This is a genomic window from Dorea phocaeensis, from assembly GCF_900240315.1.
GTDB classification, from domain to species: domain Bacteria; phylum Bacillota; class Clostridia; order Lachnospirales; family Lachnospiraceae; genus Dorea_B; species Dorea_B phocaeensis.
Window position 1 is genome coordinate 221767 of record NZ_OEPZ01000001.1, and the last position, 15373, is coordinate 237139.

Annotated in this window: 14 protein-coding genes; all 14 read left to right on the forward strand. The window is 37.8% G+C overall.

What is annotated here, in order from left to right:
• Positions 1-209: 209 nt before the first annotated feature.
• The 14 genes from C0979_RS00980 (at position 210) to C0979_RS01045 (ending at position 15369) form a co-directional block, all read left to right on the forward strand.
• Complete coding sequence (locus C0979_RS00980; protein WP_101694211.1) at positions 210-1427, forward strand: glycosyltransferase; 1218 nt, start codon at positions 210-212, stop codon at positions 1425-1427.
• Positions 1428-1494: 67 nt separating this feature from the next.
• Positions 1495-2145 carry an acyltransferase gene (locus C0979_RS00985; RefSeq protein ID WP_101694212.1) on the forward strand — a complete coding sequence of 217 codons (651 nt, stop codon included), beginning with the start codon at positions 1495-1497 and terminating at the stop codon, positions 2143-2145.
• 29 nt (positions 2146-2174) lie between these two features.
• Positions 2175-3707 (forward strand): lipopolysaccharide biosynthesis protein, encoded by a 1533-nt coding sequence (locus tag C0979_RS00990; RefSeq protein ID WP_101694213.1) that lies wholly within the window; start codon positions 2175-2177, stop codon positions 3705-3707.
• Positions 3708-3718: 11 nt separating this feature from the next.
• On the forward strand, positions 3719-4915 hold the full coding sequence (locus C0979_RS00995; protein WP_101694214.1) for a glycosyltransferase family 4 protein: 1197 nt from the start codon (positions 3719-3721) through the stop codon (positions 4913-4915).
• Positions 4916-4940: 25 nt separating this feature from the next.
• Positions 4941-6059, forward strand: coding sequence for a UDP-galactopyranose mutase (gene glf / locus C0979_RS01000; protein WP_101694215.1), 1119 nt, complete (start codon positions 4941-4943; stop codon positions 6057-6059).
• Positions 6060-6134: 75 nt separating this feature from the next.
• Positions 6135-7181, forward strand: coding sequence for a nucleoside-diphosphate sugar epimerase/dehydratase (locus C0979_RS01005; RefSeq protein WP_101694216.1), 1047 nt, complete (start codon positions 6135-6137; stop codon positions 7179-7181).
• Between the two features lie 313 nt (positions 7182-7494).
• Complete coding sequence (locus tag C0979_RS01010; RefSeq protein ID WP_101694217.1) at positions 7495-8718, forward strand: polysaccharide biosynthesis C-terminal domain-containing protein; 1224 nt, start codon at positions 7495-7497, stop codon at positions 8716-8718.
• Positions 8718-9224 carry a PglD-related sugar-binding protein gene (locus C0979_RS01015; RefSeq protein ID WP_101694218.1) on the forward strand — a complete coding sequence of 169 codons (507 nt, stop codon included), beginning with the start codon at positions 8718-8720 and terminating at the stop codon, positions 9222-9224. Before C0979_RS01010 ends, C0979_RS01015 begins: the two co-directional genes overlap by 1 nt.
• Positions 9225-9242: 18 nt before the next feature.
• Positions 9243-10415 carry a non-hydrolyzing UDP-N-acetylglucosamine 2-epimerase gene (wecB, locus tag C0979_RS01020; RefSeq protein ID WP_101694219.1) on the forward strand — a complete coding sequence of 391 codons (1173 nt, stop codon included), beginning with the start codon at positions 9243-9245 and terminating at the stop codon, positions 10413-10415.
• Positions 10416-10955: a VanZ family protein gene (locus C0979_RS01025; RefSeq protein ID WP_101694220.1), complete on the forward strand. Its 540-nt coding sequence runs from the start codon at positions 10416-10418 to the stop codon at positions 10953-10955.
• 86 nt (positions 10956-11041) lie between these two features.
• The gene (locus C0979_RS01030; protein WP_242962617.1) at positions 11042-11356 is read left to right on the forward strand and encodes an RpnC/YadD family protein; all 315 of its coding nucleotides are present in this window, start codon (positions 11042-11044) and stop codon (positions 11354-11356) included.
• A gap of 305 nt (positions 11357-11661) precedes the next feature.
• Positions 11662-12555, forward strand: coding sequence for an Rpn family recombination-promoting nuclease/putative transposase (locus C0979_RS01035; protein WP_101694221.1), 894 nt, complete (start codon positions 11662-11664; stop codon positions 12553-12555).
• A 207-nt stretch (positions 12556-12762) separates the two neighbouring features.
• The gene (locus C0979_RS01040) at positions 12763-13593 is read left to right on the forward strand and encodes an NAD-dependent epimerase/dehydratase family protein (protein WP_101694222.1); all 831 of its coding nucleotides are present in this window, start codon (positions 12763-12765) and stop codon (positions 13591-13593) included.
• 147 nt (positions 13594-13740) lie between these two features.
• Entirely contained in the window at positions 13741-15369 is a 1629-nt protein-coding gene (locus C0979_RS01045; protein WP_101694223.1) for a PglD-related sugar-binding protein, read from the forward strand.
• Positions 15370-15373 lie beyond the last annotated feature (4 nt).

Genomic DNA, 15373 nt, shown 5'->3' on the forward strand with positions numbered 1-15373 from the left:
TTGAAAAAGTAACTGTTGGTGTTTTGACATGAATATTTTTGAATTGTGATATTTCGTTATTTTGGATAAGAATGTTACATGAATTAATAGAGTGGACGAGAAAAATATTTTATGTTAAACGTGGCTTAAGAACAGGGGTATATCTTGTGTGACTGTTTGAAAAAATGTTATACTAGTATATATTTATTGTTATGAGGTGAGTTTAGAATATGAAAATACTTCAAATTAATTGCGTATATGGCAGTGGTAGTACAGGGAAAATAACGAAAGATATTCATATGAACTTATTAGAAAGACAGATGGATTCATATGTATGCTATGGACGTGGAAGGAAAAACGAAGATAATAATGTAATAAAGGTATCCTCTGATTTTGGTTCACGCATACGGAAAGTTTTTTCTTCAATAGATGGAATGCCATACTATTTTACAAAGTGGACTAATAAAAAACTTGAAAAAATAATACGTGAATTACAGCCGGACATTGTTCACCTTCAATGCATTAATGGTTACTTTGTAGATATATATCGTTTATTAAAATTTTTGAAAGTTAATAATTTTAAAACGATACTTACACTACATGCTGAATTTATGTATACGGGTGGTTGCGGATATGCTTTGGACTGTGAACAATGGAAATTAGGTTGCGTTAGATGTTCAAGATTAAAAGGTGGATTAGGTGTTCGGGGAAGAGATAAGGTTAAAAAAAATTATGAAATGATGAAAAAATCTTTTCGTGATTTTTCTCAGTTAGTTATTGTTGGTGTTTCAGATTGGATTTCTGAACGGGCTAAGAATTCAAACATTATGATGAATCATAATGTCATTACCATACATAATGGAATAGATACTACAAATATATTTTATCCTAGAAAAACAGAGAGAATTGTAAAAAAATATGGAATTCCATCAAACAAAAAGATAGTATTGTCAGTTGTCCCAAATTTAACAAGTGATTTGAAGGGGGGCAGTTTGATGATGAATTTAGCTACATATACAAATGAAGATGATTTGTATTTTATCATTGTTGGGGCTAAGGAAGTAGAAAAAAATATTCCGAATAATATGTTAATTGTTCCATATACAGAAAGTCAAGACGAGTTAGCGGAAATTTATTCATTAGCAGATGTATTTGTTTTGGGGAGTAAGATGGACAATTATCCGACAGTGTGTTTGGAGGCGAATAGTTGTGGTACACCAGTAATAGGATTTGATGTTGGAGGAGTAAAAGAAACTATTTTTCCCAATATGGGTGAAGTTATTCCTTACGGGAATGATAAACTTTTGAAACAAACAATTGTTAAGTGGATAGATAAAAAGTCGACTTTTTCTAATAAGATGTTGGAAGAAGTTCGGAAAAGAAATTCAAAAGAACGAATGACAGAAGAATACCTGTCATTATACTTGGAGGTTTTGTCAAAAAAATAGAGGAACAGCATGTTTTAAAGATAATTAACAAAATGGAAAGATAAGGCTTGTGAGGAGAGTATTAAATATGAGTTTAGAAATAATAAAGAGACATTTGATAAATAATAAGTCGATTCTTTGGAAGCTCATTAAATTTAGTAAAAACTATTCTATATGTGCTATAGGTCCAAAGGCTTTTTTTAAAGGCTGTCTTGTGAATAATAAGGGGGCGAATAATAAGATTATAATAGAGGATGGAGCTAAGGTTAATTTTTGTACATTTAATTTCGACGGTGACAACAATACAGTTTTTATTAAAAAGAATTCAGTGATAAATGGCTGTGTGTTTTTTTTGGACCAAGATAATAATAAAATCGAGATTGGAGAAGGTAGTACTTTTACTGGAAGATCAGAGTTTATTGCAACTGAGGGAACTTCAATTGAAATTGGAAGGGATTGTATGTTTGCATATGGAATAGTGTTAAGAACAGGGGATCATCATTCTGTACTTAATCATCAAGGAGATAGAGTTAATTTAGCAAAAAATATTAAGTTGAATGAACATGTTTGGGTAGGACAAAATGCGTATTTGCTGAAGGGAGTTGAAATAAAAGCAGGGTGTGTAATTGGTGCTTGTTCGGTAGTTACAAAAGGAATATTGGTAGAAAATTGTATTATGGCCGGTAATCCAGCTCGAGTAATAAAATCAGGGATATACTGGGATAGAAAGAAAATATAAATAGTTTTTTAGAAAGTGTAATCTGTAAAATGAAAATAGAAAGAACAAAGAATACCATAAGTGGTTTTGCATGGGGAGCAACTGGGAAAGTTGTTAATATGTTTCTTCCATTTATTCTTCGGACGGTTATGATTTATAAGTTGGGTGTAGAGTATTTGGGGTTAAGCAGCCTTTTTGCTTCAATTTTGCAAGTGTTGAGTATGAGTGAACTGGGGTTTTCTTATGCATGTGTTTATGCAATGTATAAACCAATTGCAGAAGATGATTATAAAACAGTTGGCTCTATACTCATATATTTGAAGAAAATTTATTTTGCTATCGGAACAATTTTATTAGTTATAGGAAGTGTATTTACTCCTTTTTTAAAGTATGTTATTAAAGGAAATATACCAAATGATGTTAATATTTATATTTTGTATGGAATATATTTGATAAATTCTGCACTATCTTATTTCTTTTTTGCATATAAGTCCTCATTATTAAGTGCACTTCAATGTAATAATATCATAAATAAAGTTGGATTACTTACAAATACGCTATTAAAAGTAGGACAATGTGCAGTGCTTTTAATTATACCTAATTATTATGTGTATGTGATTTTGATTCCAGTTACAACGTTGTTGAATAATTTGATAAAATCACATATTGTTAATCGGAAATTTGCAAGTTATTTGGTAAAAGGGGCCATTGATAATAGCATTAGAGATGATATAAAACAAAAAATTATTCCTTTAATCGGAATAAAGATTTCAACAGTACTAATCAATGCAGCAGACACATTAGTTATATCTATTTTTTTGGGATTGAAAGAAACTGCACTATATAATAATTATTTTTTTGTTATGTCATCTGTTCAAGCTATTGTCTATGAAATTCATAGTTCTATGCTTGCGGGGGTAGGAAATTCATTAGTAGTAGATGAGTTGGATAGTATAAGAAAAAGATTTGAAATGTTGAACTTTATCAATATGTGGTTAGTTAGTTTTTGCACTACATGTTTTATTTCTTTGTATCAACCATTCATGTATGTATGGGTAGGAAGTGAGATGATGTTGCCGTTTGGAATGTCAATTTTATTTTCAATGTATTTTTTTGTTACGACTATTCAGAGAATAATTATTGTATATAAAGATGCAGCTGGTGTATGGAAAGAAGATATGATAAGATGCTATGCGAGCTGTGCTATAAATATTATTTTAAATGTAATTTCTGTTAAATATATAGGCTTATATGGTGTTATTGGTTCGTCTGTTTTTGTAGGAATGTTTATTGATCCGTGGATGGCTAGGACGGTGCATAGAATAATTTTAAAAAAAACAGCGAAGCAATTTTATCTCAATTTTATAAAGGATATAATAGCCTGTTGCATGGTCTGTTTTATTATATATATGACATGTCTGAAAATACCATATAATTGGTTTGGGATAATATTAAGAGTAGTAATCTGTTGTATAGTAGGGAATATTGTTTTGATAGTTATTTATCATAATGATTATCGTTTTACTGATTCAAAACAGTGGATATTGGGGATTGCAAAAAGGTTTATAAAAGATAAAAGGTAGAGGTATATATTATGAAAGTATTAATTTTTATGAAGGAAAGTGACTTGAGACCAGCAGGAGGACCAGCTGGCTTTTGTTATAATATATTTCAAGAGGTAAAAAGAAATAATATTGAAGAAATTGTATTTTTACCTTCTGATGATAATAAAAAAGTAAAACAGATTAATTTTTATCGCAAAATCATTAGACATTTTCCTAAGTGGCTTAATTCATTGCAGATTGCTTATCGAAGAAAAAGAGATTATCAAAAAATGATAGATAATCCAGAAATTTATAATATTGATTTTTCTGATTATGATGCCATTCATTTTCACTCTACGATATCATTATTTAAATATAGAAGAAATCTTGAATGCTATAATGGGAAAATTATTTTGACAACGCATTCACCAGTACCACAGCATTTAGAAGTATATGAAGAACTACCAACTCGATTAGAAAAAAAAATATATAAAAAGTTTTATTCTACACTAGATCAGATTGACAAATATGCATTTGAAAAAGCAGATTATGTCATTTTTCCATGTGAAGAAGCTGAAGAGTCATATATAAAAAATTGGGCACAATATCAAAGCATTCATAATGATTTAGTACAAAATGGAAAGTTAGTGTATATCCCAACCGGAATTATTCCCAAAAAAATAATGTGTTCTCGTGAGGAAATTTATAAGAAATATTTATTTAAAGAGTGTGATTTGTTAATTTCTTATGTAGGACGTCATAATGAAGTTAAGGGATATGATTTGTTACAGAAAATGGCAGGTCAATTGTGGAAGACACATAGGAATTTTCAGTTTGTTATATGCGGAAAAGAAAGCCCTATGAAAGGGCTTTCCGATGAAAGATGGACAGAGATAGGTTGGACCAATGATTCGCAATCAGTTATTGCAGCGTCTGATGTATTTGTATTGCCAAATAGAGAAACATATTTTGACATAATTATGCTTGAGGTTCTATCTTGTGGTAAGTTAGTAATAGCATCACGAACAGGCGGAAATAAATATTTTGAGAAAATAGGGGTAAAGGGTGTTTTTTTGTATGATAAAATTGAGGAAGCAATAGAAATTATTGAGAGAATATCAAATATGACCGTTGAGGAAAGGAGAAAATTAGAGCAGAATAACAAGGAAGTCTTTAATACATATTTTACAGTTGATAAATATGTTAATACATATGTGAAGTTTTTATATTCAATAAAAGATAAATAAAGTTATTAAGAGGAGTTAAATACGAATGAAATATGATTATTTAGTGGTAGGAGCAGGGTTGTTTGGAGCAGTTTTTGCAAGACGTGCGGCAGATGTGGGGAAAAAGGTACTTGTTATTGAAAAACGGTCTCATATAGCAGGTAATATATATACAGAGAAGATTGAAGGGATAGATTTTCATAAATATGGAGCGCATATTTTCCATACAAATAATGAGTTGGTATGGGAGTTTTTAAACAAATATATAAAGTTTAACTGTTTTATAAATTCTCCTGTAGCTAATTATAATGGAGAAGTGTTTTCGCTACCCTTTAATATGTATACATTCAATAAAATGTGGGGAGTAGTAACTCCGCAAGAAGCAATGAGAAAAATAGAAGAACAAAAGGCAAGTGCTAATATATCTAATATAACCAATTTAGAAGAACAAGCGATTTCTCTTGTTGGAGTGGATATATATGAAAAATTAATCAAAGGTTATACACAGAAACAATGGGGAAGGCCATGCACAGAATTACCATCATTTATTATAAAGAGATTACCAGTTAGATTTACTTTTGATAATAATTATTTTAATGCAGTATATCAGGGGATTCCTATTGGAGGATATACGAAACTTGTTGAAAATCTTTTACAGGGAATTGAAGTTAAATTAAATGTCGATTACTTAGAAAATAAAGAATCCTTTGATTGCATTACAGACAAAATAGTATATACAGGATCAATAGATGCTTTTTTTAACTATAAATTAGGTGCTTTAGAATATCGTTCGGTGCGATTTGAAAATGAATTGCTTGATATTCCAAACTTTCAAGGAAATGCAGCTGTAAATTATACGGATATAAATACGCCATATACAAGAATTATTGAACACAAATGGTTTACTTTTGGTAAAGATGAGTGTGGTAATGAAATACCGAAAACAATTATTAGCAAAGAGTATAGTTCAGAATGGCATTTGGGAGATGAACCATATTATCCGATAAATGATGAAAAAAATAATATGCTGTATAAAGGTTATAAAAAGTTGGCTGATAAAGAAACAAATATTTACTTTGGTGGTAGATTAGGAGAATATAAGTATTTTGATATGGATCAAGTGGTTGCTTCGGCATTGCAATTTGCTGATTTAGAACTTAATTAAGTAGTATTTTGACTTTGATACTTTAATGATTACAAAACGATGAGGAAGTATCTAATAAGAAAAAGGAGATTAATAATGAGCATTTTTAAAGACAAAACACTTTTAATCACCGGAGGAACTGGTTCTTTCGGAAACGCAGTTTTAAACCGTTTTCTTGATACAGATATCAAGGAGATTCGTATTTTCTCACGTGATGAGAAGAAGCAGGATGATATGCGCCATGATTACCAGGCAAAGTGTCCGGAAGCAAGTAATAAGATTAAGTTCTACATAGGCGATGTTCGTGACATTCATTCTGTAAAGAATGCCATGCATGGAGTTGACTATATTTTCCACGCAGCAGCATTAAAGCAGGTTCCATCTTGTGAGTTTTTCCCAGTTGAAGCTGTGAAGACAAATGTTCTAGGGACAGAAAATGTATTAACAGCAGCTATCGAAGCTGGAGTAGAGAAGATTATCTGTTTATCTACTGATAAGGCGGCTTACCCGGTTAATGCTATGGGTACAAGTAAAGCAATGATGGAGAAAGTCATTGTAGCAAAATCAAGAACAGTTTCACCAGAGCGGACAAGCATCTGTTGTACCAGATATGGTAACGTACTTTGTTCTCGTGGATCTGTTATTCCGCTTTGGATTGAACAGATGAAGGCGGGCAATCCAATTACCGTTACAGAACCGTCCATGACGCGATTTGTAATGAGTCTGGAAGAGGCGGTAGAGCTTGTGGTATTTGCATTCCAGAATGCGGAGTCAGGAGATATCATGGTGCAGAAGGCTCCTGCATGTACCATCGAAGTTCTTGCTCAGGCAGTGAAGGAGTTATTCCATTCGGATCAAGAAATCAAAGTGATTGGTATTCGCCATGGTGAGAAGATGTATGAGACGCTTTTGACAAACGAAGAATGTGCCAATGCCATTGATATGGGTCATTTCTACCGCGTACCATGTGATAAGAGAGACTTGAACTACGATAAGTATTTCAAAGATGGAGATGTAGAACGGAATAAGCTGACAGAGTTTAATTCCAGCAATACAGAGCTTTGGAACGTAGAACAGGTGAAAGAAAAGTTGATGGAATTAAGCTATATTAGAGAAGAACTGGAAGCTTGGGAGAATAGATAAGCTTTTGAGAGTAGAAGGTCGGATCCTATGTTAGTAGGTATATATTTAAAGGGAGATTATAATGCCGCAACATTATGCATCTCCCTTTATGGACTGATTTTTCTGTTGTCCGCCAACACTCCGGTTCATAGATCCGGCTTAGCTTTCAGGTTTTTCTGTTGCCTGCCAACACTCCGATCAAAATTCGGCTTTCGTTTCGGATTTTAGGTGTCAGTCACACCAACAGGATGTCGCCTGTTCTCCTATTTGTAGTATATGTAAGAATGTTGTTTTCGTCAATGGAAATGCAAAAAAATTTGGAGGAATAGAATTTATGAATATATTAGTAACTGGTTCTGCCGGATTTGTGGGTAAAAATCTGGTAGAGTCATTAAAAAATCTTAAGCAGGGCAAGGATCGTACTCGCCCGGATTTGAAGATTGAAGAGATCTATGAATATGATCGTAGTACCGATCCGAAGTTTTTGGATGGTTTCTGTGAGAAAGCAGATTTTGTGTTTAATTTAGCGGGAGTAAACCGTCCGCAGAATAACGAAGAATTTATGACTGGAAATTTCGGTTTTGCCAGCACCTTGCTGGATACATTGAAGAAATATAAGAATAATTGTCCGGTGATGCTATCTTCATCCATACAGGCTACATTGCTTGGTCGATATGCGCAGTCTGATTATGGCAAATCAAAGCTTGCCGGGGAAGAGCTGTTCTTCGACTATGGACAGGAGACAGGGGCAAAAATTTTGGTTTATCGTTTCCCGAATCTATTTGGAAAATGGTGTAGGCCGAACTATAATTCAGCGGTAGCTACATTCTGCCACAATTATGCCAATGATCTGCCGATTCAGGTGAATGATCCGTCGGTGGAGTTGGAACTTCTTTACATTGATGATTTGATAGAAGAGATGCTGGATGCATTGGAAGGAAAGGAACACCACTGCGAATTCGATGGAGTTGATGCGGTGGGGCAGGCGGACGGCCGTTACTGCTATGCGCCGATGACGCATAAGGCGACCTTGGGTGAGATTGTAGCATTATTGGATGCTTTTAAGGTGCAGCCGGAGACCCTTGTAATGCCGGAAATTGCAGAGAACTCTTTTGCAAAAAAATTATATTCTACATACTTGTCTTATCTGCCGGAAGAGAAGACGAAGTTTGCCTTAAAGATGAACTGTGATGACAGAGGAAGTTTTACAGAACTATTGAAGACGGCTAACTGTGGACAGTTTTCTGTGAACATCAGTAAGCCAGGCATTACCAAGGGAGAACATTGGCATCACAGCAAATGGGAATTCTTTATCGTGGTAGCTGGCCACGGACTGATCCAGGAGCGAAAAATTGGCGTAGATGAGAATGGGCAGCCTTATCCGGTGCGTAATTTTGAGGTGTCAGGGGATAAGATTGAGGCAATTCATATGCTTCCTGGGTATACACATAACATCATTAATCTGTCAGAGACAGAGAATCTTGTGACGGTGATGTGGGCAAATGAATCGTTTGATCCGAATCACCCGGATACATTTTTTGAAAAGGTAGAAGCGTAATGAGACTGATTATTTTAGGTATGGGCGGCTATGGAAGAACGGTGGCAGATGTGGCGGATCAGACGGGAAGGTACGAGGAGATTGTATTCCTGGATGATCAGGCAGAACAAGCTTTTGACGTCTGTGATGCGTACCGGAAGTATGTGGAAGAGGACACGGAGATGTATCCGGCTTTTGGGAATAATGAACTGCGTGTGGCATGGATGGATAAGCTTAAGGAAGCAAAGGCTTCTATAGCTACAATTGTGCATCCGCTTGCGTATGTAAGCCCTAGAGCGGTACTGAATTCAGGCTGTGTCTTGCTGCCCTATGCCGTTGTGAATACGGAGTGTGAGATTGGGGAAGCATGTATCGTGAACTGCGGAGCAATCGTTGATCACGGCTGTGTCTTGGAACAAGGTGTTCACGTGGCGCCGGGAGCGGTTATAAAGGCAGAGAATAGAATTCCGGCTTACACGAAGGTTGATTCAGGAGTGGTAATACAGAATCGAAGTTATCCGTTATAGATACAAGGAGAAGAGAAGATGGAAGGAAGAAAGTTATTTAAAGACAATGGAAAATTAAAGTTATTGATTATTGTAGGAACAAGACCGGAGATTATCCGTTTGGCAGCAGTGATCAAGAAGTGCCGCAAATATTTTGATACGGTATTGGCTCACACCGGACAGAATTATGATTATAATTTGAACGGTGTATTCTTCAAGGATCTGGAACTTGATGATCCGGAAGTTTATCTGAATGCTGTTGGAAATGATCTTGGCGAGACGATGGGAAATATTATTGCGGAATCTTATAAGTTGATGGCGGAGATTAAACCGGACGCTGTATTGGTCTTAGGAGATACGAACAGCTGTCTTAGTGTGATTGGAGCAAAACGTCTTCATATTCCGATTTTCCATATGGAAGCGGGGAATCGCTGTAAGGATGAGTGTCTTCCGGAAGAGACGAATCGCCGGATTGTAGACATTATTTCGGATGTAAATCTGGCATATTCTGAGCATGCCCGCCGTTATCTGGCAGACTGCGGACTTCCAAAAGAACGTACTTATGTAACGGGTTCTCCGATGGCAGAAGTACTGCACGAGAATTTGGAGAAGATCAAGGCGTCAGATGTACATGAAAGACTTGGTCTTGAGAAGGGAAAGTATATTCTGCTCTCCGCTCATAGAGAGGAAAATATTGACACAGAGAAGAACTTTCTGTCTCTGTTTAATGCTATCAATCGAATCACAGAGAAGTATGATATGCCGATTCTTTATTCCTGTCATCCACGTTCCAGGAATCGTCTGGAAGCATCCGGTTTCCAGTTGGATCCGCGTGTGATTCAGCATGAACCTTTAGGGTTCCATGACTACAATTGCCTGCAGATGAATGCCTTTGCAGTGGTATCGGATTCTGGAACGCTGCCGGAGGAATCAAGTTTCTTTACCTCAGTAGGACATCCATTTCCGGCAGTGTGTATCCGTACTTCTACGGAGAGACCGGAAGCTTTGGATAAAGGCTGTTTTGTGCTTGCGGGAATTGATGGGGATTCCCTGGTGCAGGCAGTGGAGACGGCAGTTGCCATGAATGAAAACGGAGATTATGGTATTCCGGTACCGGATTATGTAGAAGAGAACGTGTCCACCAAAGTAGTGAAGATCATCCAAAGTTACACAGGAGTTGTAAATAAGATGGTTTGGAGAAAAACGAATTAAATGGATTTATATCAGATATTAACCACGCATAACCGTCCGTGGTCTATTCGAGAGATTGTAATATTTGTGCTCCTTTTGGCCGTTGTGGCAGGTTTCCTGCTGTTGTGGGTGAAGACACATAGAATTACCAAAGGACAGGCCGTGGCGGGGCTTGCGTTATACGGATTTCTTGAAATTGTATTTGCTTCAACGGTATTTACACGTACGCCGGGCAATCGAGCCTATGAATTACTTCCGTTCTGGTCATGGAGGGAGATTTTGTTCCATCAGGACTGGAGCCTTCTTCAGGAAAATGTGCTGAATATCATTCTTTTTGTGCCGATAGGCATACTGCTTTTTCCGTTACTCAGGAAGATTACATGGAAATCCGCGCTGATCATAGGACTTGCAATATCTGCGTTGATTGAGACAAGCCAGCTGATTCTTTGCCGCGGATTATTCGAATGGGACGATATGATTCACAATACACTTGGATGTGTACTGGGGTATCTGGTAGCAATCCTACTGCTTCAGAAAAGATGCGGAAGAAAGGTAAAATAAAACGAGTGTTATGCTTTTTTCATAGAATTCCTCTGTGGATATGGAGGAAGAATGAGTATAGTGAATCAGATTTTGAAGATGAGTTTGTGGGACAATTGCAGAAATCTATTCATAATGTGAAAGAAAGCCGCGAGATGGGAGAACGCTATATGATTTTCGAAGAAATGATGAGGGACGAACGAAAGGCAGGACGCGAAGAAGGACGTGAGGAAGGTGCCTTGCTGGCTAAGAGAGCTTTTATTTTTGAACTTTTAGAAGATGTGGGAACGATTTCAGAAGAACTGGAAGTACAGATTCATGAACTGAGTGATGAAGAACAACTGAAAGTACTTCATAAGCTGGCGGCTAAGGCGGAGTCCATCGAAGATTTTGAAGAAGAAGCAAAGAAAGTGTTAGCATAGTGTTCGGCAGCTGTCAGCTGTCGGTGGCAAATCAATAATCAGATACCGCGGTATTGCGGTGTCTGATTCTACAATATCTTTTCAAAAGGTATTTCAATACCGAATCGGTAATTTATCAATTGTGTTTTGAACAGGGGAATTCTATATCAAAATAAAGGGAGATTCTGTTTTGGAAGGAGAGTGTTTGGCAAAATTGTAGTAAAATTGAAGAGCGGGGGTATCCAGTGGCTGAGATTAGTCTAGCCCTTTCAGAAGAAATATGTTATCATAAAGTGGTAGAATTCCTCTGTAGAAATGGAGGAAGTATGTATAACCATAAGACGCTAAAAGACTTAACCATGAAAGACAACTTTATGTTTGGTGCAGTCATGAGCATTGAAGAAAACTGTATTGGTTTCTTGGAAATGGTGCTGGGTTTTAAAATTGAACGTGTTATAATCAGCCGAGAGAAAAGCTTGGTTTACCATCCGGAATATCGGGGTGTGCGGTTGGATATCTATGCAAAGGACGAACACCATACCCACTACAATGTCGAGATGCAGGTGAAGAAGCGGGAGAATCTTGGGAAACGAAGCCGCTACTACCATAGTCAGATTGATATGGAGTGCCTGACTCAGGGAGCTGCTTACGACGAACTTCCCAATACATTTGTGATCTTCGTGTGTGATTTTGATCCGTTTGACCGAGAACTTTACTGTTATACTTTTTGGAGCGAATGCCAGGAAAATCCATCCGTAGAACTACAGGATGGTTGCAGCACAATTTTCCTAAGCACAGCAGGAAAGAATTTTAAAGATGTTCCAACAGAACTGGTTAAGTTCTTGAGGTTTATAGCGTCTGATCTTGAAGGAAGCAAAGCAAATTTTGAAGATCCCTATGTGGAGCAGCTTCAAAACAGCGTGAACAAGATCAAGTCAGATCGCGAGATGGGGGAGCGCTATATGATTTTTGAGGAAATGCTAAGAGAGGAAAGACAGGAAGGACTTGAAGCCGGGCGCAAAGAAGGACAATTGAAAGCCAAACGAGAAGCTGTGATAGAGGTTCTGGGTGAACTGGGAATGATTCCAGAGCGTTTGGTTTTGCAAATGGAATCAGTAGAGGATTCTGAGATCCTGAGGGCATTATTAAAGCTGGCAGCGAAAGCGGATTCTATCGATGCATTTGAAGAAAGTGCGGCAGAGTTTTTTCCTGTGAAATAAAGAGAACAAAAGAAATTATAGCACAAGAATGCAAAAATATCTGAAAATAATCTGAGAGAGATGCTTATAGATAGAAGCATCTGGTTCTAGAAGTATGTTCAAAAGATCCTTAGAGGGATCTTCTTACTAATTCAGTAGTTTATCAATTTGTTACAGCTAACAGAGGAATTCTATTTTTGTAAATAGTTAGGAAAGGAAAATGAGGATATGAATATATTGGTAACAGGCTCCGACGGATTCATTGGAAAGAATCTGGTAGAAGCTTTGAAAAGAGTGCGTGAAAATGGGGATCCTACTAGACCGAATTTGAAAATTGATGAGATTTTTGAGTATGATCGAAAGAATGAAATTGGGGATCTGAACAATTATTGTGCGGATGCGGATTTTGTATTTAACCTTGTTGGAAATAATCGTCCGGTATCGACAGAGGAGTACATGATTGACAACTATGGATTTTCAAGAACGCTTTTGCTGATGCTGGAGAATTATCATAATGAATGCCCGGTTATGCTGGCGTCATCCTATTATGCTATACAGGCTGGAATTTATGCGGATAATACTTATGGAAAAGCAAAAAGGGCAGCGGAATCTCTTTATTTTGGCACGGCGAGAAAAAGAGGAACGAAGGCATTGGTTTACCGCTTCCCGGAAGTGTTCGGAAGGGGAGGTCGTCCGAATGGCGCATCTAGTGTGGCAACATTTTGCTTTAATTATGCCAATGGCCTTCCGGCGCAGACCGGCGTGCCACAGAAAAAACTGGATCTGGTGTATATCGATGATTTAATAGAAGAGCTGCTAGGCGCTCTGGTGGGAGAAGAACATTACTGTCGGTTTATCCGTTGTGAGCTGGAGCCAAATAAAAAAGGACGATACTGTTATGTGCCGACCGAGTATCAGACGACGCTTGGCGAAGTCGTGGAGATACTTTCGGAATTTCTGAAGTATGAAGGGACGCCTAAGCTTAAGCAGATGCTGGAGGATCCATTTATGAATAAATTGTATGCGACCTATCAATCCTATTTGCCGAAGGAAAGATAAAAGAAGGATAGAAAAATGTACAATTTGGCAATAGATTACCATTGACCAAACTTTGGATCTCTAGTAAAATACAAGATGGTTTTATGACGGAAAAATTGAGACTTCAGCTATATAAAATACAAAAAGAGGAAGCGAGACGAAAGGTAAATGAATAATTTATTGATTTTAGGCGCTGGCGGCATGGGGCATATGATTCAGGAAACGGCTCTGCAGATCGGGTATGAGAGTGTTGCATTTTTAGATGACGCCAAAAAAGGAAAAGATATCATTGGAAAATGCTGTGACTATGAGAATTTTCTGCAGTCTTATGATACCGCGGTAGCGGCCTTTGGGGACAACAATCTGAGGCTTTGCTGGACGGAACGTCTGATGGAAGCAGGATATCAGGTGCCGGCGATTGTTCATCCATCTGCAGTGGTCAGTCCGAGCGCGGTGATCGGAAGAGGAAGTTTTGTGATGCATCGGGCTGTAGTGAATACCAACACGGTGATTGAGCATGGTGTTCTGGTGAGCAGCGGGGCGGTCATTGATCATGATTCGTATATTGCAAGTGGTGTCAATATTGGTCTTGGGAGTATCGTAAAGGCAAATTGCACCATTGCTACCGGTGTGCGAGTAGAAGCCGGAGATGTGATTTTTTCTACCAGAAGAAAGATCGATGGAGTAGATAATCGGAATCTGGAAGATGCCATCTATGCATTTGGTTTTGGTCCGAAGTGCAGCTATGTGAAACCTTTTGGTGCAGGGCATATTAATGAGACGTACGCGGTCTATATGCCGGGAGAAGAAGGCGATGAGCTTGCCTATGTGCTGCAGCGGGTGAACAGCAATGTGTTTAAGGATCCTGCGGGAGTGATGGAGAATATTTTCGGAGTTACCGAGTATCTGCGTGGTGTGATCCGGGCAGAAGGCGGAGATCCGGATCGGGAGACACTCTCTTATATTAAGACGAAGGATGGATGTAATTATTTTGAGGATGCAGAAGGAGAACCGTGGAGATGTTATAATTTCATCGCGGATTCCATGTGTTATCAGTTAGTAGAAGATCCTGAGCAGTTCTATCAATCTGGAAACAGCTTTGGACATTTCCTCAAGCAGCTTGGAAATTATCCTGCCTCTCGATTGATTGAGACGATTCCGGATTTTCATAATACGGTCAAGAGATATCATGCATTTGAGGTGGCAAGAAAACGGGATCTGAAGAATCGGGCGGCATTCTGTAAGGAAGAGATTGCTTTTGTACAGAAGAGAGAGAAAGACTGTGCGGTTTTAGTCAGACAGCAGGAGGATGGTACGCTGCCGCTTCGCGTGACGCACAATGATACGAAGCTGAACAACATTTTGTTCGATTCTGAGACGAAGAAGGGGCTGTGTATTATTGATCTGGATACAATTATGCCGGGACTTGCGGCAAATGATTTTGGCGATTCGATTCGTTTTGGAGCGGCGACAGCTGAGGAGGATGAGAAAGATCTCAGCAAGATGCATTTCGATATCGGCCTGTATGAATTATTTGCCAGGGGCTATTTGGAAGAGACCAAGGATGTGCTGACAGAAGCGGAGATTCAAAGTCTTCCGTGGGGAGCAAGAGTGATTACTCTGGAATGTGGAATCCGTTTCTTAACGGACTATCTGCAGGGGGATACTTACTTTAAGACGGATTATCCGGAACATAATCTAGTGCGTGCGAGAACGCAGTTTAAGCTGGTAGAAGAGATGGAGCAGCAGTTTGAGAAGATGCAGGAAATCGTGATTCAGTATGGAGGTTGTAAGTAGACGG

What these genes read in the sequence shown, in the direction of transcription:
- C0979_RS01015 (WP_101694218.1), top strand. Translation starts at nt 8,718, where the DNA reads ATGAGACTGATTATTTTAGGTATGGGCGGCTATGGAAGAACGGTGGCA.
- C0979_RS00985 (WP_101694212.1), top strand. Translation starts at nt 1,495, where the DNA reads ATGAGTTTAGAAATAATAAAGAGACATTTGATAAATAATAAGTCGATT.
- C0979_RS01005 (WP_101694216.1), top strand. Translation starts at nt 6,135, where the DNA reads ATGAGCATTTTTAAAGACAAAACACTTTTAATCACCGGAGGAACTGGT.
- C0979_RS01035 (WP_101694221.1), top strand. Translation starts at nt 11,662, where the DNA reads ATGTATAACCATAAGACGCTAAAAGACTTAACCATGAAAGACAACTTT.
- C0979_RS01045 (WP_101694223.1), top strand. Translation starts at nt 13,741, where the DNA reads ATGAATAATTTATTGATTTTAGGCGCTGGCGGCATGGGGCATATGATT.
- C0979_RS00995 (WP_101694214.1), top strand. Translation starts at nt 3,719, where the DNA reads ATGAAAGTATTAATTTTTATGAAGGAAAGTGACTTGAGACCAGCAGGA.
- C0979_RS01025 (WP_101694220.1), top strand. Translation starts at nt 10,416, where the DNA reads ATGGATTTATATCAGATATTAACCACGCATAACCGTCCGTGGTCTATT.
- C0979_RS01010 (WP_101694217.1), top strand. Translation starts at nt 7,495, where the DNA reads ATGAATATATTAGTAACTGGTTCTGCCGGATTTGTGGGTAAAAATCTG.
- C0979_RS00990 (WP_101694213.1), top strand. Translation starts at nt 2,175, where the DNA reads ATGAAAATAGAAAGAACAAAGAATACCATAAGTGGTTTTGCATGGGGA.
- glf (WP_101694215.1), top strand. Translation starts at nt 4,941, where the DNA reads ATGAAATATGATTATTTAGTGGTAGGAGCAGGGTTGTTTGGAGCAGTT.
- C0979_RS00980 (WP_101694211.1), top strand. Translation starts at nt 210, where the DNA reads ATGAAAATACTTCAAATTAATTGCGTATATGGCAGTGGTAGTACAGGG.
- C0979_RS01040 (WP_101694222.1), top strand. Translation starts at nt 12,763, where the DNA reads ATGAATATATTGGTAACAGGCTCCGACGGATTCATTGGAAAGAATCTG.
- wecB (WP_101694219.1), top strand. Translation starts at nt 9,243, where the DNA reads ATGGAAGGAAGAAAGTTATTTAAAGACAATGGAAAATTAAAGTTATTG.